The 17,940-nt window shown below is 60.8% G+C and carries 18 protein-coding genes; 10 read left to right on the plus strand and 8 right to left on the minus strand.

The window, feature by feature from the left end; all coding sequences use genetic code 11:
* Nucleotides 1-390: 390 nt before the first annotated feature.
* Both QMK32_RS23300 and QMK32_RS23305 read left to right on the plus strand, forming a co-directional pair.
* Nucleotides 391-1,542: an alkaline phosphatase family protein gene (locus QMK32_RS23300; protein ID WP_283477846.1), complete on the plus strand. Its 1,152-nt coding sequence runs from the start codon at nucleotides 391-393 to the stop codon at nucleotides 1,540-1,542.
* Between the two features lie 78 nt (nucleotides 1,543-1,620).
* Nucleotides 1,621-2,811: a T3SS (YopN, CesT) and YbjN peptide-binding chaperone 1 gene (locus QMK32_RS23305; protein WP_283477847.1), complete on the plus strand. Its 1,191-nt coding sequence runs from the start codon at nucleotides 1,621-1,623 to the stop codon at nucleotides 2,809-2,811.
* A gap of 41 nt (nucleotides 2,812-2,852) precedes the next feature.
* On the opposite strand, the gene QMK32_RS23310 is transcribed toward QMK32_RS23305, so the two are convergent.
* From QMK32_RS23310 to QMK32_RS23320, 3 genes are read right to left on the minus strand one after another with little or no spacing between them, the layout of a single operon-like run.
* Nucleotides 2,853-3,254 (minus strand): RidA family protein, encoded by a 402-nt coding sequence (locus tag QMK32_RS23310; protein WP_283477849.1) that lies wholly within the window; start codon nucleotides 3,252-3,254, stop codon nucleotides 2,853-2,855.
* A gap of 2 nt (nucleotides 3,255-3,256) precedes the next feature.
* Nucleotides 3,257-4,030: an IclR family transcriptional regulator gene (locus QMK32_RS23315; protein WP_283477850.1), complete on the minus strand. Its 774-nt coding sequence runs from the start codon at nucleotides 4,028-4,030 to the stop codon at nucleotides 3,257-3,259.
* Complete coding sequence (locus QMK32_RS23320) at nucleotides 4,027-5,079, minus strand: sugar kinase (RefSeq protein ID WP_283477852.1); 1,053 nt, start codon at nucleotides 5,077-5,079, stop codon at nucleotides 4,027-4,029. Before QMK32_RS23320 ends, QMK32_RS23315 begins: the two co-directional genes overlap by 4 nt.
* Before the next feature lie 28 nt (nucleotides 5,080-5,107).
* On the opposite strand from QMK32_RS23320, the gene QMK32_RS23325 reads away from it, so the two are divergent.
* From QMK32_RS23325 to QMK32_RS23340, 4 genes are read left to right on the plus strand one after another with little or no spacing between them, the layout of a single operon-like run.
* The gene (locus QMK32_RS23325; protein ID WP_502943748.1) at nucleotides 5,108-6,445 is read left to right on the plus strand and encodes a type III PLP-dependent enzyme domain-containing protein; all 1,338 of its coding nucleotides are present in this window, start codon (nucleotides 5,108-5,110) and stop codon (nucleotides 6,443-6,445) included.
* Nucleotides 6,446-6,454: 9 nt separating this feature from the next.
* Complete coding sequence (locus QMK32_RS23330; protein WP_283477855.1) at nucleotides 6,455-8,050, plus strand: N-acyl-D-amino-acid deacylase family protein; 1,596 nt, start codon at nucleotides 6,455-6,457, stop codon at nucleotides 8,048-8,050.
* Nucleotides 8,047-8,661: a bifunctional 4-hydroxy-2-oxoglutarate aldolase/2-dehydro-3-deoxy-phosphogluconate aldolase gene (locus QMK32_RS23335; RefSeq protein WP_283477857.1), complete on the plus strand. Its 615-nt coding sequence runs from the start codon at nucleotides 8,047-8,049 to the stop codon at nucleotides 8,659-8,661. Before QMK32_RS23330 ends, QMK32_RS23335 begins: the two co-directional genes overlap by 4 nt.
* A gap of 29 nt (nucleotides 8,662-8,690) precedes the next feature.
* Nucleotides 8,691-10,127 (plus strand): GntP family permease, encoded by a 1,437-nt coding sequence (locus QMK32_RS23340; RefSeq protein ID WP_283477858.1) that lies wholly within the window; start codon nucleotides 8,691-8,693, stop codon nucleotides 10,125-10,127.
* 5 nt (nucleotides 10,128-10,132) lie between these two features.
* On the opposite strand, the gene QMK32_RS23345 is transcribed toward QMK32_RS23340, so the two are convergent.
* Together QMK32_RS23345 and QMK32_RS23350 are read right to left on the minus strand one after the other, a co-directional pair.
* Nucleotides 10,133-11,227 (minus strand): hypothetical protein, encoded by a 1,095-nt coding sequence (locus QMK32_RS23345; protein WP_283477860.1) that lies wholly within the window; start codon nucleotides 11,225-11,227, stop codon nucleotides 10,133-10,135.
* Between the two features lie 101 nt (nucleotides 11,228-11,328).
* The gene (locus QMK32_RS23350; protein ID WP_283477862.1) at nucleotides 11,329-12,486 is read right to left on the minus strand and encodes an NAD(P)/FAD-dependent oxidoreductase; all 1,158 of its coding nucleotides are present in this window, start codon (nucleotides 12,484-12,486) and stop codon (nucleotides 11,329-11,331) included.
* 415 nt (nucleotides 12,487-12,901) lie between these two features.
* On the opposite strand from QMK32_RS23350, the gene QMK32_RS23355 reads away from it, so the two are divergent.
* The gene (locus tag QMK32_RS23355; RefSeq protein ID WP_283477864.1) at nucleotides 12,902-13,165 is read left to right on the plus strand and encodes a chorismate mutase family protein; all 264 of its coding nucleotides are present in this window, start codon (nucleotides 12,902-12,904) and stop codon (nucleotides 13,163-13,165) included.
* Between the two features lie 109 nt (nucleotides 13,166-13,274).
* On the opposite strand, the gene QMK32_RS23360 is transcribed toward QMK32_RS23355, so the two are convergent.
* Nucleotides 13,275-14,012, minus strand: a complete 738-nt coding sequence (locus tag QMK32_RS23360; RefSeq protein WP_283477865.1) for an SDR family oxidoreductase — start codon at nucleotides 14,010-14,012, stop codon at nucleotides 13,275-13,277.
* 155 nt (nucleotides 14,013-14,167) lie between these two features.
* Nucleotides 14,168-15,142 (minus strand): sigma-70 family RNA polymerase sigma factor, encoded by a 975-nt coding sequence (locus tag QMK32_RS23365; protein ID WP_283477866.1) that lies wholly within the window; start codon nucleotides 15,140-15,142, stop codon nucleotides 14,168-14,170.
* 149 nt (nucleotides 15,143-15,291) lie between these two features.
* Between QMK32_RS23365 and QMK32_RS23370 the strand changes: the two genes are divergently transcribed.
* A complete protein-coding gene (locus QMK32_RS23370; RefSeq protein WP_283477867.1) occupies nucleotides 15,292-16,293 on the plus strand; it encodes a GTP pyrophosphokinase in 1,002 nt (333 codons plus the stop codon).
* Between the two features lie 92 nt (nucleotides 16,294-16,385).
* Here the strand turns inward: QMK32_RS23370 and QMK32_RS23375 are convergent, their stop codons facing one another.
* Complete coding sequence (locus QMK32_RS23375; protein WP_269306282.1) at nucleotides 16,386-16,607, minus strand: DUF2510 domain-containing protein; 222 nt, start codon at nucleotides 16,605-16,607, stop codon at nucleotides 16,386-16,388.
* A gap of 215 nt (nucleotides 16,608-16,822) precedes the next feature.
* Between QMK32_RS23375 and QMK32_RS23380 the strand changes: the two genes are divergently transcribed.
* Together QMK32_RS23380 and QMK32_RS23385 are read left to right on the plus strand one after the other, a co-directional pair.
* Nucleotides 16,823-17,266 (plus strand): DUF2079 domain-containing protein, encoded by a 444-nt coding sequence (locus QMK32_RS23380; protein WP_283477869.1) that lies wholly within the window; start codon nucleotides 16,823-16,825, stop codon nucleotides 17,264-17,266.
* Nucleotides 17,259-17,705: a DUF2079 domain-containing protein gene (locus tag QMK32_RS23385; RefSeq protein ID WP_283477870.1), complete on the plus strand. Its 447-nt coding sequence runs from the start codon at nucleotides 17,259-17,261 to the stop codon at nucleotides 17,703-17,705. The genes QMK32_RS23380 and QMK32_RS23385 overlap by 8 nt, the downstream gene beginning before the upstream one ends.
* Nucleotides 17,706-17,940: the final 235 nt, after the last annotated feature.

Consider the following 17,940-nt stretch of genomic DNA (forward strand, 5'->3'; position numbering starts at 1 on the left):
AAACAACACCCAACCATAACCACCACAAGCGGATGATCATCGACATCGGATGCTTTCACCAAATACAAAATTCGGCACTGACATTCATCGACACACTGTTGAGTTCTCAAAGAACACGCACACACCATTTCGTTCGCATTCGCGTTCGATCCGGGGCTTACACGCTCATACCCCGAACATGGCTGATTTCTCTTACCTTGTTCGGGAGTGCCAGTTCGAACTTCGTCCAACCTCGTGTCCCGCACCTCTCGGTCCGGGTCGGTGTCCGTGTCGCTCTGACTCGACAAAAGTTACGCCAACAAGAACGGTTGTGCAAATCGCCTGGTCAACGGCTCACATTGGTTAATTGCAGACTCCACGCCGTCCGATCGGACCGCATACGGTGGATGCATGCTCCTGAATCCGCGCTACGGGTCCGCATCGTCGGCCGATGTGGTGCCCTCGATACTCTCTCATCTCGGTGTCGAGGGTGAGGTAGATCGAATCGGTTTGGACTTGGACGGCGTTCGTCGAGTGTGTGTGCTCGTTGTCGACGGCCTGGGTTCGGACCAACTCTCGGCCCACCCCAAGCAAGCGCCGTTCCTCAACTCTCATTCGTCGCCACCTATCACCGCAGGCTTCCCCACTACGACGGCAACCAGCCTGAGTTCTTTCGGCACCGGGCTACCGCCTGGCTCGCACGGAATCATGGGGTATCTCGTCGAAGCTCCTCGCCATAAGCGATTGATGAACAGCCTGCAATGGAAGCTCGTCGGTGCCAGGAAGTCCGAGGGGCTTCCGGCCGACCTCGTTCCCGAGAGTTTTCAACCCTCCCCGACGGCCTTCGAGCGTGGGCTCGATGCCGGTGTGAGGGTGGCGCATGTCGGACCATCGATGCAGAACGGTTCGGGTCTTACCCGCGCTGCGCTGCGTGGGCCGACGTTTCACGCGTCGGTGTCCATCGGAGATCTGGGAGCCCAAGTCGGTGACATCTTCGATTCAGCCGGGCCGACATTGGTCTACGCCTACTACGGAGATCTCGACCTGGTCGGCCATGTTCGTGGTCCGCAGTCGCTCGCATGGCGACTGGAGCTCGGTCACGTCGACGATCTCGCGCAGGCGATCGCCGAGCGCCTTCCACATGACGGCGCACTGGTAGTAGTGGCGGATCACGGGATGGTCGAAGTCGAGGACAGAATCGACTACGACACCTCCGTCGAACTGCAGCGGGAAATTCGCCTTGTAGGTGGAGAGCCGCGGATGCGCTACCTGTATACCCGCGAAGGAGCCGGTGACGATGTAGCTGCGACGTGGCGGGAGCACCTCGGCGGCGGCTTTCGCGTCATAGCAAGGGACGACGCCGTCGATCTCGGATGGTTCGGCCCGATTGTCTCTACGGACGCCTACGGACGAATTGGCGACCTACTGGTCCTGGCGAACGATCGGTCCGTAGTGATTCGGAGTCGCACGGAAGTGTCGGCATCGGCTCTCCGCGGACACCATGGGTCGTTGACGTCGGCTGAACTCATGATCCCGGCCCTGGTCATCCGTGGGAAGAACTGATGCGAACGATTTGTGTCGGTACCCCTCGCTAGGTTTCTCTCCGTTCGAGAAGTTCGCGGTTGATGACGGGGAGAAGCAATGTCGACGTTCGAGATTCGAGAACTGGATAGCTCGACGGAGAAGGACTGGCGACGGTTCGCGTCGCAACTGGGCGATCGGCTCGCATCCGGTGAGTGCACCGCAGATTGGTCACTGTCGCCGGCATTCCTGCCCGAGGGTGCCGAGAAGCTCGAGATGCGACTGCGGACGACTACGCGCAGAACCCTCGTGTGCGTGTCGTCGGGACTGTCGAATCCACCTTCGCCTTGGCGCCAATCCGGTGTTTCCGACATTCACGTTTTGGAAGAGCCAGTCTTGTGTGCAGATCGGTTCGCTTCGACGGTTGTCACACAGCTTCGTCGCACGTGGAACATTCCGCACCCAAGCTTCCTCGTTGGTTCGCAGGACGGGAGCACCGTCGAGGGCGTCTTCGGAGTCGAACTGCTCGGCGACGCCGGTGAGGTCTTCGAGCCGATGGCTTCCTCGATTCATGCTGACGAGAAAGCTCTCTCGAGAGCAGTCCGAAGGGCATTGCAGGCGCTCCCCGGGCAGGAAATACGCATTGCGTCGGACGGAAGCTGCTTTATCCAGTTGGGCAAGGTAAGTGCTCACGTTTATATCGCTGCTCTCGACGAAGTGCGCGTCGATGCTCCGATTGTCGAGAGAATCGGCGGTCGAACACGCGCTGCCGAAGTGGTCGCGGATCTCAATCGTCGCCATCCGCGGCTGAAATTACTCCTCGTCGACGACCGCGTTCAACTCTCCTCCAGCATCGAAGCACGGCCCTTCGTACCCCAACACTTGATGGATGCGGTCAGCCGTCTCGCAGATTTCGTTACCCGAGTCGATGATGATTTCGCAGCCTATCTCGGTGGCAGGCTCTCGACATCGGCATTTGCTATCGGTCCCGGGGATGCCTCGGACGATGCAACCGAGGAGGAAGTGCCCACGCAGTTGATGGCGTTGCTCGAACTCGATGCAGAGTCGGGCGGGACTATCGACGCCGAAGATGTCGTATCTGTGTGTGGGCGGGACCAGATGAAAATCGCTCGCTACGAGAGGTTCTGCGTCGAGCAGTCAGAGTCATGGAAGGAATGTGCGCGTGAGGCCCGACTTCGCGGCGAGGACGCCGCTGCATCGGAATGCGAGGAGGAGGCAGTTCCTTGGGAACGTGTGGTCGAGGCGCTGCGGTCGGCGCTCCGCACTGTCGGGTTCTACGACAACGCCTGAAGCCGGGGGCCCGATCGACTACGGATCGGGCCCAGCAGACGTCAGACGATCGCGACTGCGTCGATCTCGACCAGCATCTCTTCACGCGGAAGTCCGGTGAATACCGTAGTGCGGCTTGGCAACACTTCACCCCTCGTGTGCTTCTTCACGAATTCGCCGTAGGCGTCGTTCATCTTCGCGAAGTCCCCGCGCTCGGTGAGGTACACCCGGAGCATGACGACGTCGTCGAATGTCGCACCACTCGCTTCCACGATGGCACGAACGTTCTCGAGCGTCCGAATGGTTTGCGCGGCTACATCTCCCGGGTACAGGTACTCGTTGGTCTTCGGATCTACGGGACCCTGCCCGGATACCTGAACGAACGGCCCCTTGCGAACACCCTGCGAGAACGTATGCGCCGGCGCCGGCGCCCCGTCGGTTCGGACTGCGATTTTCTCGCTCATCATTATCCTTTCTCACTGCTGTCGACATCATGTGCAGGTATCCAACCGAGGTCCGCGGAGATCGCCGCCGCCACTCGTCGAACCTCCGGGAGCGTCGCCAAAACTTGGGAGTGGTTGAGAAGCATGTCGGGAACCGACATCGACACGGCGGCCACTACTGACCCGGTCCCGTCGCGGATGGGCACTCCGATGCAGTTCACGAATGACTCGTGCTCTTCGTGGTCCTCCGCGTAACCCTGTTCGGCAACCAGATCGAGCTCCGCAAGGTATTTCTCGGCGCAATCGATGGTCCGATCAGTGAAGCGCTCGTAGGCTATTCGCTCGGCAATATTCACCCGTTCGGTGTGCGGACGTGCCGCCACGAGAACCTTGCCGACAGCTGTGCAGTGCAATGGGGCGGGTCGTCCGATTCTCGAATACATGCGCACGCTTTGCTTGGCGTCGAACTTGTCGATGTACACCGCCTCGCCTGATTCGTAGGTTGCGAGGTGAATCGTTTGGCCGGTAGTGACATTGAGTTCGGACAAATGTGGTCGTGCGACTGTGCGCACGTCACGCTGTTCGAGTGCACGATTGGCCAGCTCGAAGAACCGGGATCCGAGCACGTATCGATGATTCGAATCGTGTTGAACGAATCTGTCGGTTTCCATCGTGCGCAGTAGACGCATCACGGTCGTTTTGTGGACTTCCAGTTCTCCGGCCAGCTGGTCGAGGGAACGGGACTCGGCTCCGAGTAACCCAAGAATTGTCAGTGCTCGGGAAAGGCTCTGACTCATGCGGTCACCAACGTCGAGTACTGCAGCAGGCGCCAGCCTTCGTCCGACAGGTCGAGAGCGGATCGACGTGCCGGCGCCTGGAGCACTTCGGCGATATCACCGTGTGCGGTAAGTGCCCCCGCAGCACAAAGGTGACCGAGCCGCACGCGCCCGACGGGCGTGAGCCCGTCCAACAAACCGGTGAGATAGCCACCGGCAAATGCGTCACCTGCACCGATCTTCTCGACGACGTCGAGTGTCAACGCGGGGACGTCGATTCGGGAGCGGCCTTCGAACGCGGTCACGACGTGGGCATCGTTCTTGATCACGAGGTGGTGAGGTTCTGGAAACTCTGCCCGCAATGCGTCGGGGTCGTCGATACCGAACACCTCGTTCGCTTCGTCGGCACCCATCAGAACGACGTCACTTCGACGGACATGGTCCGCGAGAACCCTCGGCGCGTGCTGCAGTCGGGAACCCCACAGCGCAGGACGATAATTGAGGTCGAAGCTCACCATCGCTGCGCGAGCAGTCAATTGGCGTGTCAAGTTTTCTGCGGTCTCGGAAAGAGCGACAGTGATTCCGGAGAAGTGAACCAACTCTGCGGCCTTGATCATCGCGACAGCGTGTGCACTGTCGATGTCATTCGGCGAGAGCGCGCTGGCCGCGGATCCCGTCCGAAAGTAGGTCATCTTGCTCTCGCCGAGAGGTAGATCCCCTGGAGAACCCGTACCTGCACCGCGTTCCTTGACATACAGGCCCGTGGGCCGACCTTCATCACGCGTTACGGCTGAAGTGTTCACTCCCGCGGAGTCCAGTTCGTCCACCAGATAGCGCCCGAATCCATCGTTTCCCACTCTCGAGATCCAGGCAGCATCGACACCCAACTGCGCGAACACTCGTGCCACATTGGCTTCCGCCCCCCCGGCGGAACGGGTGAAGGTCTCCGAGTTCTCGAGTGGGCCAGGAGTCGCAACAAGCACCACCAGTCCTTCGCCGACGCATATTGCTCGCGGCAATGTCACATCGATCTCCTTCGAATGCTTGCGGCTGGACGTGTTTCGTTGCACACTACTAATCGTAAACACATTGCGCAACATGCGTTGCGTAATACGCAACGCAAATCCCCGGCCGACGCGTCAGCCAGCCCCTGGAGGTTCCGTCTTGATCGACTCGAATGCCGTGAACGCCCTCCGAACGAGGACTCTCGGCCCCGAACACAAGTCCGTCCCCCCGAGTACATGGGGGCAGTCGGTCGAGCAGTTCATCAGCACCGCCCCCACCCTGGCGGACTTCCAGACTCCGTTACTCACCTTGGATCGCGGGCGCATGCAGCACAACATTGCAGTCATGGCCGAGTGGGCGCAGCACGCCGGAGTGCGGATCGCACCGCACGGCAAGACGACGATGGCGCCTGCGCTGTGGCGACTCCAGCTCGAATCAGGCTCCTGGGCAATCACTTTGGCTACCATTTGGCAGGTGCAGCTCGCACGAGCGTTCGGCGTCGAGCGAATAATGCTCGCCAATGCCCTCGTCGATCCGGTGGGACTGACCTGGCTTGCATCCGAACTGGAAGCTCACCCTGAATTCGAATTCTACTGCTGGGCAGATGGTCTCGCCACCGTAAAGGCAATGAATGCTGTCCTCGCTTCTTCGGCGGGCGCTCGTCGGGTCAACGTGATCGTCGAACTCGGTGGAGAACACGGGCGAACTGGCGCACGGACGACAGAGTCTGCTCGTGGCGTCGCTGACGCTGTCGTCGCATCACCATCTCTTGCCCTCGCCGGGGTCGGTGGGTACGAGGGCGCGCTGAGCCATGACCGCTCACCCACCGGTCTGACTGATGTCCGCACCTACTTGGACACCGTGGCCGCCCTGCACCGGGAACTACTCGATGCCGATCTCTACGACACCCACGCCGTCGTGACGGCCGGTGGCAGCGCATATCAGGACCTGGTGGTCGAGCGATTGGCTGCCATGGCAGACGAGAAGGGTGAGCGTGGCGTCGCCACGTCGGTGGTACTGCGATCGGGCGCCTACATCATCCACGACGACGGATTCTATTCACAGATTTCGCCGATGAATTCGGCTCGCTCCGACAACCCGTTGAGATCGGCGATGCACGGCTGGGCTCGCGTTGTGTCCACGCCAGAACCCGGGTTGGCATTGCTGGACGCTGGAAAGCGGGATCTGCCGTTCGACGAAGGACTCCCGGTACCCCAGAGCGTCGAGCACGCCGAGGTCACCGCACTCAACGATCAGCACGCTTTCCTACGGATGCCCGAAGACTCTGCAGCATTACCAGTCGGAACTGTTGTACGCCTAGGCCTTTCGCATCCGTGTACGGCATTCGACAAGTGGCGACTCATTCCGGTGATCGATGACGCCGACTCCGACAATCCCCTCGTTGTGGACCTCGTCCACACCTTCTTCTAGGACCACGCTATGACCGACATTCTCATTCGTGGCGCAGACGTCGTCGACGGCACGGGTTCACCTCGCATCCGAAGTGATGTCCTCGTCACGTCGGGCCGGATCGAGGCGATCGTCGAGCCCGGCGGCACCCACTTCGCGGATCGAATAGTCGATGCGAAGCCTGGCAACGTGCTCGCGCCAGGCTTCATCGACATGCACGCGCACTCGGACCTCAGGCTGCTCACCGATCCCGGACATTTTCCGAAGATCAGTCAGGGCGTGACCACCGAGGTGATTGGGCAGGACGGTATTGCCTACGCGCCGGTCGACGACGCAACTCTCGACATCATCCGTCGTCAGATTGCCGGATGGAACGGCAATCCACGCGATCTGGACTTCTCCTGGCGTTCGGTTGCGGAGTATCTCGACCGCCTCGACCAGGGCATTACTCCGAATGCTGCGTATCTTGTGCCGCAGGGCACGCTGCGCTACCTCGTCGTCGGCGGAGACCGGCGTCCGGCCACGTCGCGCGAGATCACCCGCATGCAGGAGTTACTCGCAGAAGGGCTCGCCGAGGGTGCGGTCGGGATGTCGAGTGGACTCACTTACACCCCCGGGATGTACGCAGACACGAGCGAACTTCGCGCCCTGTGCGAAGTCGTTGCCGACTTCGGCGGGTTCTATGCGCCGCACACGCGGTCTTACGGGGCCGGGGCGCTCGAGGCCTATCAAGAGATGCTCGATCTGGCCCGCGATACGGGCTGCGCACTGCATTTGACGCACGCCACCATGAATTTCGGTGTGAATCGGGGTCGCGCAAGGGAATTCCTCGACAAGGTCGACTCGGCGATCGCCGACGGCTGTGACGTCACTCTCGACACCTACCCGTATCTCCCTGGCGCGACAACGTTGTCGGCCCTGCTTCCCAGTTGGGCCATGTCCGGTGGACCCGACCAGGCGCTGGCCAGGATGGCCGATCCCGAAGTACGTGCCCGCATCGCCGAGGACGTAAACGTCAACGGTTCCGACGGTTGCCATGGAGTGACGGTCGAGTGGGACACCATCCAGCTCAGCGGCGTCGCGAACTCGGAACTCGACGGGTATGTCGGCCGAACGATGGTCGATCTCGCTGCCGAGCTGAGCAAAGCACCGGTGGATATCTTCTTCGACATCCTTCAACGAGATCAGCTGGCCACCACCATCCTTCAACACGTGGGGCACGAGGAAAACGTCCGCGAGATCATGGTGCATCCGAACCACATGGGCGGCAGCGACGCAATCCTCGTCGGTGAGCGCCCGCATCCCCGGGCATGGGGAACGTTTCCCCGGTACCTCGGCCATTACGTGCGCGAGGAGCAACTATTGGGCTTGGAGGACTGCATCAATCACCTGACGGGCCGTCCCGCACAGCGGCTGCGCCTGACCGATCGGGGGACGATCGCGGAGGGATTCGCGGCCGATTTGGTGCTGTTCGATCCCGAGACCATTCGCGATACGGCCACCTTCGACAATCCGAAACAACAAGCGATAGGAATCAGTCACGTGCTGGTCAACGGCGAAATCGCCATCGATGATGGAAAGCCCACAGGCAGTTTGGCCGGCCGAGCATTGAGGCAGGTTCGGTGAACGCCCTGCAGACGATCCTCGATGATCGCGCACTCGCTGTTGTCCGGGCTCCCTCGATCTCTGATCCGGTAGCCCTCGCCGAGGCTTTGGCGCGCGGAGGCATACGGGCTGTCGAACTGACCTTCACTACGCCGGGAGTCCTGGGATTGATGCGGGCCGCAGCCGACGCTGGGGCAGTCATCGGGGCCGGGACCGTCCTGACCGACGAGCAGGCACGCTCCGCAATCGATGCCGGCGCACAGTTCCTCGTCACACCTGGACTGCGCCCTACTGTGGCCGAGGTCGCGCTTGCCCGAGGCATTCCCGTCGTGATGGGTGCACTGTCGCCCACCGAGGTGATGAACGCACTCGATCTGGGTGCGGCAGCCGTCAAGATTTTTCCGGCGCGCGCATTGGGGCCTGTGCACTTCAAGGACCTTCTCGGACCCCTTCCCGATGCGAAGCTCATTCCGTCGGGCGGGGTCAATGCCTCGAACGCAGCAGAGTTCCTGAGCCAGGGTGCAGTCGCCGTCACGGCAGGCACCGATGTCGTGTCTCCACAGAGCGTCGAATCTGGAGACTGGGCCGGAATAACGGCTCGCGCAGAAGCTTTCGTCATATCCATGGGTTGATCTATCCAACCCTTACCGAAAGGCAACCTATGAATACCGCTGTCGACTGGCTCAGGACCTCCACTCCTGGCCTTCTCGTGCTGTGTGGTTTTGCGATCGCTGTGCTTTTGGTCGTTATCATCAAGGTCAAACTCGAGCCGTTCATCGCACTATTGATCGTCGGACTCGGTCTCGCACTGGCAGCTGGGTTGCCGGTGTCCGAGATTGTCGGTACTGCACTCAAGAGCAACGAATCACTGCTCGAGACGGGCTTCGGTGGCATTCTCGGGCATATCGCAGTCATCATCGGGCTCGGCACTGTCCTCGGCGCGATCCTCGAACGCTCCGGTGGCGCACAGGCTCTGACGTCGAAGCTGCTCGGGATCTTCGGTGAGCGCGGCGCACCCATCGCGATGGGCCTGCTCGGCTTGATTTTCGGCATTCCAGTCTTCTTCGACATCGGGATCTTCGTGCTGGCACCTCTCGTCTACGTAGCAGCGCGCCAGGGCGGAAAGTCGCTCGTGCTGTACGCCCTGCCGATGCTGGCCGGGTTGTCGATGACCCATGCATTTTTGCCACCTCACCCCGGTCCGGTCGCGCTCGGTGGCCTTCTCGAAGTGAACTTGGGCTGGCTGATTCTGATGGGATTCGTCTGCGGCATTCCGGGATTCATCGCCGCAGGCCTCGTTTGGGGAAATTGGATCGGCAAACGCGTGATCGTCGATGTGCCGGACGACTTCATCAACGACGCCCCCGACGCCCCTGACGGCGCAGGCGGCGCCTCGGTTGCTACCAAGCGTTCGGTCGTCACCACTCCCCCTTCAGTCGGTCTCATCGGCACCATCATTGCCGTGCCGCTGGTTCTCATTCTCGGAGCGACGTTCGGCACGATTCTCCTCGATCCAGGCAACCTGGTGGAGGTACTGACGTTCCTCGGAACGCCTGCCGTTGCCCTACTCATCGCAGTGCTCATTGCCTTCTATGTCCTAGGCATCCGACGCGGCTCGACGGTTCAAGAATTGAGTGCGCTGACCGGTGAATCATTGCGCCCCGTCGGCATGCTGCTGCTGGTTGTCGGTGCAGGTGCCTTCTTCGGCAAGGTCATCTCTGCAACCGGAATCGGCACTGCGCTCGCCGACGCGATGGCGGCTGCGGGTTTACCGATCATCGTGCTGTCGTATGTCATCAGCTGTGCACTTCGGATCGCGCAGGGTTCGGCAACGGTCGCGATCGTGACCACCGGCGGAATCGTCGGTCCACTCGTTGCTGCCCAGGACTACTCCCCTATGGCAACTGCGCTGATCGCTATGTCCATCGCGGCAGGCTCGATCATTCTGAGCCACGTCAACGACGGTGGCTTCTGGATCATCGCCAAATTCTTCAACATGACGGTCAAGCAGACGCTGCAGACATGGACTGTTCTCGAGACGATCCTGTCGGTGGTCAGCTTTGCCGTGGCGGCCGTACTGTTCGCCATTGTCGCCTAGCTGGGTTACATGAGTTGGTCGCCGACGAAATGTGTGTTGTCGGCGGACAGTTCACGATTTCCTGCTCGGGATACGAGAGCGTCGATTCTGTTGTCGAGGCTGTGTGCTCGCTGCATGACGTCCATCGCAGAATAGTCGTCCTCGGCTCGCGTAACCAGGTCCGCGACCCTGACCAACGCAGCAACCCTGTCGATCAGTTGCGTCCATACCGACTCGAGCGCAGCACGGCGGGTGGCGACCTGGACTCGTGTGGCGTCGTCGAGCATCACCCTGGCGATGTCATCTAGTTCGGTGCTGATGTCGTGGAGGGAGTTGGTGTCGACGGCGACCTGAGTGAGTTCCTCGACAAGGTCGAGTTGCGTACGCTGGACGAGAAAGTGCTCGGATCTCCACGCCCGGGAGGAGTTCACGCGATCGTACGACATGCCGGCGATGAACAGCAGAGTCTCGTATCGGTCGGCGAATACATCGTCCTTTTGATCTGCGACCTGAGCCATCATTGACGATGCGCGGTCCCCCACATTTGCGAACCGAGTGTCCTTCGATACCTCAGCAACTCGATCAGCGGCAACATCGAGAGCCGACAGCCCTGTTCTAGCGGCGAGCCCGCCGATGTGCTGCCTCGGGACGGGGGTATGCAGCAGCGCATCGAAGAGTGCATCACGCTGGTCGAGATTCAAGTGAATTCCGTCGCGGCGCTCACGTCGAACGGCGCGGACACCATGTGCGTAATAGTCGGTCGACATCACCACTATCGTTCGAAGGCGATCGAGACGCTTGGTCAGCTCAGCGGCTCGCATCCGGTAGACCAGCGCAGATCCCGGCTTGTTCTTCGTATCCTTGGCCAACCATCGTGCTCGCTCCTCGGCGAGGGTTCTCGCAGCAGCAAAGCCTCCGATCGAGGGCACCGACCTTCCCGCTCTACGACGCGCTGCCAGTATTTCCCTGGTCGGGGCATCCAGCAGGCCTGCAGCGATAGCCACCGAGGACGCGTCGGACAGCATCGGCCATCTGCCGTCCACTCGCTCACGCTCACACCAACGGCGAACCTGCTCTTCGACGCGTTCTCGGCTGGTACCGATCTCTGTGTGCTCGGACATGTCAGCTCCTCGTGGCGTACGACCAGAACCTACTGTTCCAGAATTCTCGCCACGGTGGCGCGCGGCCGGTCCAGAACCGACCGCGCGGGCTTCAGGACGAGTCAGGGGCGGCCGGCCTTCTTCTTACCGAGAAGTGCCTTGGCCTCGTCGAGGCCTTCCCATACGTTCCACATGAGTACCCCTCGAACCTTGTCACCTTCGAGGTAGTAGATGACGCCTTCTTTGGGCTCGACTTTCCATTCCTCTACGGTACGCAGCGATGTGTCGATAGTTCCCACGGCTTGGTAGCCGTCGTCGAAGACGTCCGAATAGAAGTACGGCGTGTAGGTGTACGGCTCGGTACCGCCTGCCATGATGCGGCCGACTGCCTTACCCATCTCGATTGCGTTGTCTACGTGTTCGATGCGTCGACGGCCCAGTATCGCGTCGGGATAATTGGCGACGTCACCTGCCGCGTAAATATGCCGATCGTCGGTGCGAAGGTACTCGTCGACGACGATGCCGTTGTCGACGGCCAATCCACTGGCTTCGGCAAGATCGACGTTGGGGCGGACACCGAGGCCGAACACGACTCCATCTGCTTCGACGCTCGAGCCGTCGTCGAGTTGTAGTTGCACTCGCGCCGAGGCCTCGGCGGCAGTTGTCACCTTGACCGCCCGCCGGATCGTGACGCCATGCTCACTGAAACCTGCCTCGAAGGCCGCCGCGAGTGAGGCCGGGAACATGTGGCCACCCACCACGTCGTCGCTGGTGATCAGAGTCACCGCGACTCCGTTGAGTGCGAGTGCAGACGCAATTTCGGTACCGATGTATCCACCTCCGACGATGGCAATGTGCGAAGCCGTTTTGGTCAGGTCCCGCAACGCGCGATAGTCGGCGAACGTACGAAAATAGATGACTCTCGGACTGGGAGCAATGCCGAGCTGGACCGGCGATGCTCCGGTCGCCAACAGCAAGTCTCCGTACTCGAATGCGTCTTCGGATTCGGTCGTCACGGTTTTGTTGCCACGATCGACCGACCGGACTCGCGTATTGGTGCGCACCTCGGCACCGGTGTCGGACGCAGTATTCAGCGGAACCTGATCGCGACCGAAGTCCTTGTCCGTCCACAACTTTTTGGACAAGGCCGGTCGGGTGTACGGCTCGTCGCTGTCGGCCCCCAGAATGCCGATTGTCCCTGAGGTGTCATTCTCGCGGATGCCGCGGGCCGCGGCGTCGGCGACCATTCCGCCGCCGACAATGAGGTAGTCATAGCGCACGATGGACTCCTTGCGGTTGTCGTTGTCGAACGACTACCCCGAAATCCGCACCGACAATCCCAAAATCTGAACGGGCGATTACTGTGCCGATCGTCTGTGTCAACTGAATCGAGGATTCTTCTCGCACGAGCAGTACCCGAGAGGTTTCGCTCCGAATGGTTGATATGACGTCGACGCTTTACGCCAGAAGCGGCCGCTGATGCCACGTCGAAGGGTCGAGACCGTACCCAGATGTCGAATACGACGGTGTGAACCTCGATTGTTGCCAGCATCACAGCCCAAAAGGCTTGGCCCCTGCCTGATTACTAGGCATCTTGGTGCAGGGTACGAAACATCGTTGACACATAGAACTAACGTGTAACAGTTCCGAGGGATCGAACGACTCACTCCTCAGGACGCGAACAAAGGAGACGATGTGACATTGCAGATCGATTCGCTTGCCACCAGCGCCAACGAAGCACAGTCAGAAGTCGAGATCGACCAACTCGATGAGCAACTAGTCACGCTCGACGCCACTATTCTCGGCGCGATCGAACGCCGCACCGAATTGGCGCGCATTCTCGCTGCTGCCAAGGGTGATGCGGAAGGTCCAACTGACTCGACTTCTTTCGATGCCCTCGGGTCGGACGGCTCGGTGTTCTCTCGGGTGCTTGCACGCATTGCATCGAGCACACGCTAAGTAGTTACGTCCCCCGTCCTTCGCAATCAGTGGCCCCGCTCAAAGCCAACAGGCTTGATGCGGGGTCACTTGCGTTCGGTCGGCCAGGATGGGTTCGAGGGCCCAGTGCTCACAATGCTCGCAGTGCGCCGCCGTCGATGGTGACCGTCGAACCCGTGATGTACGACGCGGCGGGCGAGGACAGAAATGCGACAACTCTTCCGAACTCGTCAGGGTCACCGATCCGCCCGAGAGGTATGCGAGCCAAGTCCTCGTCGCCGACGGCTCCACCGCGACTTGTATCGAATCGACCTGGCAAGACGCTGACGATGCGAATTCCTCGTGCACCCAGCTCGTCTGCCATATCCTTGGCGACCATTGCCAGCCCTGGTCGCAGACCGTTCGAGATTCCGAGGCCTGTCAACGGCGATTTCACCGAACTCGACAGCACCAGCACGACTGCGCCGCCTTCCGTCATCGATGCTGCTGCCGCCCTGACCAGCCGTACCGTTCCGAGAAAGATCGAGCGAAACGCGTCTTCCCACTGCTCGTCCGTCGCTTTCAAAGCTGTGCCGAGCGGTGGCCCGCCAACACTTACGACGAGACCGTCGATCTTGCCCCAGTGCGCGAGGGCAGCCTCGACGACAAGTTCTGCGCTGGCCGAATGGCCATTGTCGGCGACCATTCCGTGCACAGCGTTTGGGCGATGAGCGCCGAGGTCTGTCACCGCGTCGTCGACTTTCTCCTGAGAGCGAGACGACACAGTCACCTTCGCGCCCTCGCGAAGCAACTCGCGAGCACTTGCCAGACCGAGCCCTTCGGTTCCACCAGTGACGACGAACGACTTACCGGACAGTCCCAAATCCATGAATTCTCCTCTTCGACGAAACAGCGGGAACGCGCTATAAGCTCGTTCCCGCAGACCCATCTTGCTACAGAGCTACGCAGAGGAGACAAGCCGGTCGCTCCACAGCCTCGAGGATCAGCGTGGAGAGGATGCCGTTCGCCGACGCTCGTGACCGGTTACAAGTGGGCGGGCAGACCGAATCTCTCGAAAAGTGTCAGATCGAAGAACGACGCCACATGTACGACCCGGTCGGCTCGAAAATCGAGAACATGTAACTGAAAAGCGACATGTCGGCCTGACTCGTTTCGCATGTACAGCCCGTAGGCCGGTCGGCCGTTGGCAAAGGTGGGCAGCATCCGCATGTCCCCGGGCCCGCTGGCAGGGCAATTGCCCCGGATGAGCGCGCCGATATTTTTCCCGCCCTGGTACCACCCGACGAATGGCGGCATTTCCCACACCGCGTCCGTGGTGAACAGCTCGACGAGCTGACCGATGTCGTATCGCTCGAAACTGTCGACGTACTTTTCCAACAATTTTTGGATCTCCGCCGACGAGGGCTCGAAGACTCCGTCCTCGGCGGGCGTGACCGAGTCCAGTTGCGCTCGTGCGCGCTGCACGAGGCTGTTGACCGCCGTCGTGGTCGTTGCCAGTGCTTCGGCTACCTCCGAAGCTTTCCATTGCAGGACCTCACGCATCAACAGCGCTGCACGCTGCCGTGGCGAAAGGTATTGCAGGGCAGCGATGAATGCCAAGCGGATGGATTCTCTCCCGACGACAATGCTCGCTGGATCGCCCGAATCGCTCAACTCCGAATCTGCGATCGGCTCCAGCCAGGAAATCTCGTGACGCTCGATCAGTTCGCCTGTGGGATCCGAGCTGGGTGCTCCGAGACCTGTAGGCAGCGGACGCCTCGAGCGTCCTTCCAATGCCGTCAAGCAGGTATTGGTGGCAATGCGATACAGCCAAGTCCGCATGGACGACCTACCCTCGAACTTTGCGTAACCTTTCCAGGCTCGGATGTACGTCTCCTGCACGAGATCCTCGGCGTCGTGAATGGACCCCGTCATTCGGTAACAATGAGCCAGTAGCTCGCGCCGGTACGGGTCGAACTGCGTAACGAATTCGTCGCCCTCTGCGACCGTGGTCGTCATTTCTTCGACAATAGTGCCCTCCCCCGACAGATGCGCGGTACTTTTCACACCCGATACACGACGTACCGCGGCACAGGTCGGCGGCCACTCATACCTGCGCTAGCCTTCGGTGCACCAAGGCCGAAGTTCATCGATCGAAAGCAGCCCCCATGACAACATCGACGAGCATCGATGACCTCGTCGAAGAGGTGTATCTGCAGCGTGGTCGCGCTTGGCAAGCAGCGCTGGTCACGACGCAGAACTTTCTCGAAACAATTGCCGACGAGATTCTCGACAATGTCGACCGTGACCGCCTCAATGCCCAGTCTGCGCGAATCAAGGACCCTGCCCGGGCCGCGGACAAGTTGCGACGCAAGATTGCCGAAGGCCGGATCACCGAGCCGAGCACGGTGGATGAGGTCGTCGATGCTCTCGGTGACCTCATAGGAATCAAAGTCCTGTGCAAGAGCCCCCGCGATCTGCACGCGTTCGTCGAGGCATTGGAGCTGGCCTGTCGGGATCCCGAGTGCTCGGTGCGCTTCGCGAAAGACCCGATGAATTACGTGGCGTTTCCCAAACCGAGCGGCTATCGGGCGTACCACGCGGTGCTTCTCGTTCGGGTTGCCACGCACCAGGGCGACCTGGATGTCAAGGTGGAAGTTCAGGTGAAGACCCGGTTGCAAGACGCCTGGGGCGAGCTGACCCACGAGGACATGTACAAGCCAGGAGAGGCACTCAAGCCGTCGAAGACTCATGAGAATCAAGCTCGACATATGGCCGACCTGCTGTTGCAGGTCGACCTCATGGCAGACGAACTCGCGGCACAACTCGATTCACAAACCACAGCTGCCAAAGACGTTGCCGCCGATCCGACTCCGGTGCCGAAGGATTCCGCGATCATCAGCGCGCGCGTGACCAGAACCGGTCCGCGCTACGCGTTGGCCGTGGGCCCCGACGGTCGACGCGGGCTCATCCCCGCCAGGTCGGTGAAAGCCGTCATCGGAGCCACGGACCGTATCGATGTCGACGACTACCTCGTGGTGGGGGATGTCGTTCAGGTCGTCGTCGAGGATTCCGAAGATGCGCTGTACTACCATCTTTCGTCTCAGCCACCGTCGCGTCGATCCAGGCGCCGCCGACGTGGGAGGGCGGGAGCGGAGCCTGCGGAGTGAGCTTTGGACAGGGCGGGAGCGGAGCCTGCGGAGTGAGCTTTGGACAGGGCGGGAGCGGAGCCTGCGGAGTGAGCAGGTTCGAGGTGTCCTGACTATTCGCGTCGGGAGGTCTGCCTGGTGGGTTCGCGTCCGTCGAAGTATCGAAGGAGCGTCTCGTCTTGCGCGTCGGGGTACCAACCGGGCGCAATTCTGGTCTTTTTTCGACGGCTCGGGGAGCGGCGTTCGCTGCTGACCACGGTGGCACCGATTCCGGCGAGCACGGCGCACGACCCGATTGCCAAGAATGCGATCACTGCTATTTGAAACAGATCCATGTGTTCGGTTCCCCCGACCCCTGCGAACTCGTCGAACTGTCGTCACCCCGGTATACCGGCCCCACCGACCGGGTTGGTTCAGCGATGATACTGACACATGTTCCACCCGAGGGTGAACGTATGGGTGCACTACCACCACGCTGCCTCAGCAGCCGGGTTGTTTCACCTGGGCTTCTCAGGTTTGTCCTAGGTGGGTCGGGTGGACCTCTCTTCCTGTGACAGCCACCGATTCATCTCCCACTGCTACGGCAATTGTTGCCGAGGTACCGGCGATCGGGTGCGGCCGGTTGGGCGCAGACCGTGTCGTCCCGGTTGCGGCGTTCCTTGTCCTGGCACCTCTGTATGCGACGCTTTCCGTCCTGGGGCATCGCCAACTCCGCACGTCCGGATTCGATCTGGGAATCTTCGTTCAGCAGATTTCGTCGTACGCGAATCTGAGTGCACCGACGTCGGATCTTCTTGGAACCGGTTTAAACACCCTCGGGGATCACTTCTCTCCGATTACTGCGCTTCTTGCGCCGATCTACCGACTTTTCCCTTCCGCTGAGACGCTGCTCGTGGCCCAGGCCCTGTTGTTCGCCGCCGCTGTTCTTCCGCTGGCTCGCTGGGCGGTTCGAGAATTCGGCGCGCTCTGCTCTCATCGACGCGGTGGTGCGTAGTCGACGTCATGGACAACTCACCGAGCGAGGCGTCCGCACGATAGCGGTCGCGTTCGCTGCTTTCGCTGTGGTTGCCTTGCCTTTTCTGCCGCTGGCTCGACTTGCCAGTGCGGACGGTTGGCGTGTCGACCAGCAAACGACGGCAGCGCGTGTCATCTCGGATTCGATCCCCCACGACGAGCGAATCGCGGCCTCGAACAACCTGGTTCCTCAGTTCGTCGCCACTCATGACGTTTCGGTCTTCCCCCAACGTCCGGTCGACACCACGACACCGGATTGGATCGTCGTCAACCGATCCCATCCAGCAGGCTGGCCGACAGACGAAGAGGGCGACTCTAAGGCGCTCTACGTGGCCTTTTCCTCGGGATACGAGGTCCGGTACGAGGCGAACGATATCGAAGTTCTCCAGCGAACACCTGTGGGCGGGGATGCCGGATGATGCTCGATTCTCCGACAATCCTCTCGCAGCGGAACCAAAATCTGGACTGAGCTGCCTATACTTCACCGTCATGGAATCGGGGACACCAGTTACGACGGACCGGGAGGCGGGTCGCGATATCGACGTACCACTAGCAACCAAATCCACACCGAAGCGCACTCCGTGGAATCGCAAGAACCCGTATCAGGCCACCGTGCTGACCAACCGTGTTCTGTCCGGCCCAGGTTCGTCGAAG

Origin of the sequence: Rhodococcus sp. H29-C3 (assembly GCF_030063405.1) — a bacterium.
In the GTDB taxonomy this organism is placed as follows: Bacteria; Actinomycetota; Actinomycetes; order Mycobacteriales; family Mycobacteriaceae; genus Rhodococcoides.

Bases quoted from the DNA above. Each gene is read 5' to 3' on its own strand.
- QMK32_RS23305 (WP_283477847.1), top strand. From the start codon at position 1,621: ATGTCGACGTTCGAGATTCGAGAACTGGATAGCTCGACGGAGAAGGAC.
- QMK32_RS23370 (WP_283477867.1), top strand. From the start codon at position 15,292: ATGACAACATCGACGAGCATCGATGACCTCGTCGAAGAGGTGTATCTG.
- QMK32_RS23345 (WP_283477860.1), bottom strand. From the start codon at position 11,227: ATGTCCGAGCACACAGAGATCGGTACCAGCCGAGAACGCGTCGAAGAG.
- QMK32_RS23365 (WP_283477866.1), bottom strand. From the start codon at position 15,142: ATGACGACCACGGTCGCAGAGGGCGACGAATTCGTTACGCAGTTCGAC.
- QMK32_RS23375 (WP_269306282.1), bottom strand. From the start codon at position 16,607: ATGGATCTGTTTCAAATAGCAGTGATCGCATTCTTGGCAATCGGGTCG.
- QMK32_RS23340 (WP_283477858.1), top strand. From the start codon at position 8,691: ATGAATACCGCTGTCGACTGGCTCAGGACCTCCACTCCTGGCCTTCTC.
- QMK32_RS23310 (WP_283477849.1), bottom strand. From the start codon at position 3,254: ATGAGCGAGAAAATCGCAGTCCGAACCGACGGGGCGCCGGCGCCGGCG.
- QMK32_RS23315 (WP_283477850.1), bottom strand. From the start codon at position 4,030: ATGAGTCAGAGCCTTTCCCGAGCACTGACAATTCTTGGGTTACTCGGA.
- QMK32_RS23325 (WP_502943748.1), top strand. From the start codon at position 5,108: ATGCGTTGCGTAATACGCAACGCAAATCCCCGGCCGACGCGTCAGCCA.
- QMK32_RS23300 (WP_283477846.1), top strand. From the start codon at position 391: ATGCTCCTGAATCCGCGCTACGGGTCCGCATCGTCGGCCGATGTGGTG.
- QMK32_RS23330 (WP_283477855.1), top strand. From the start codon at position 6,455: ATGACCGACATTCTCATTCGTGGCGCAGACGTCGTCGACGGCACGGGT.
- QMK32_RS23360 (WP_283477865.1), bottom strand. From the start codon at position 14,012: ATGGATTTGGGACTGTCCGGTAAGTCGTTCGTCGTCACTGGTGGAACC.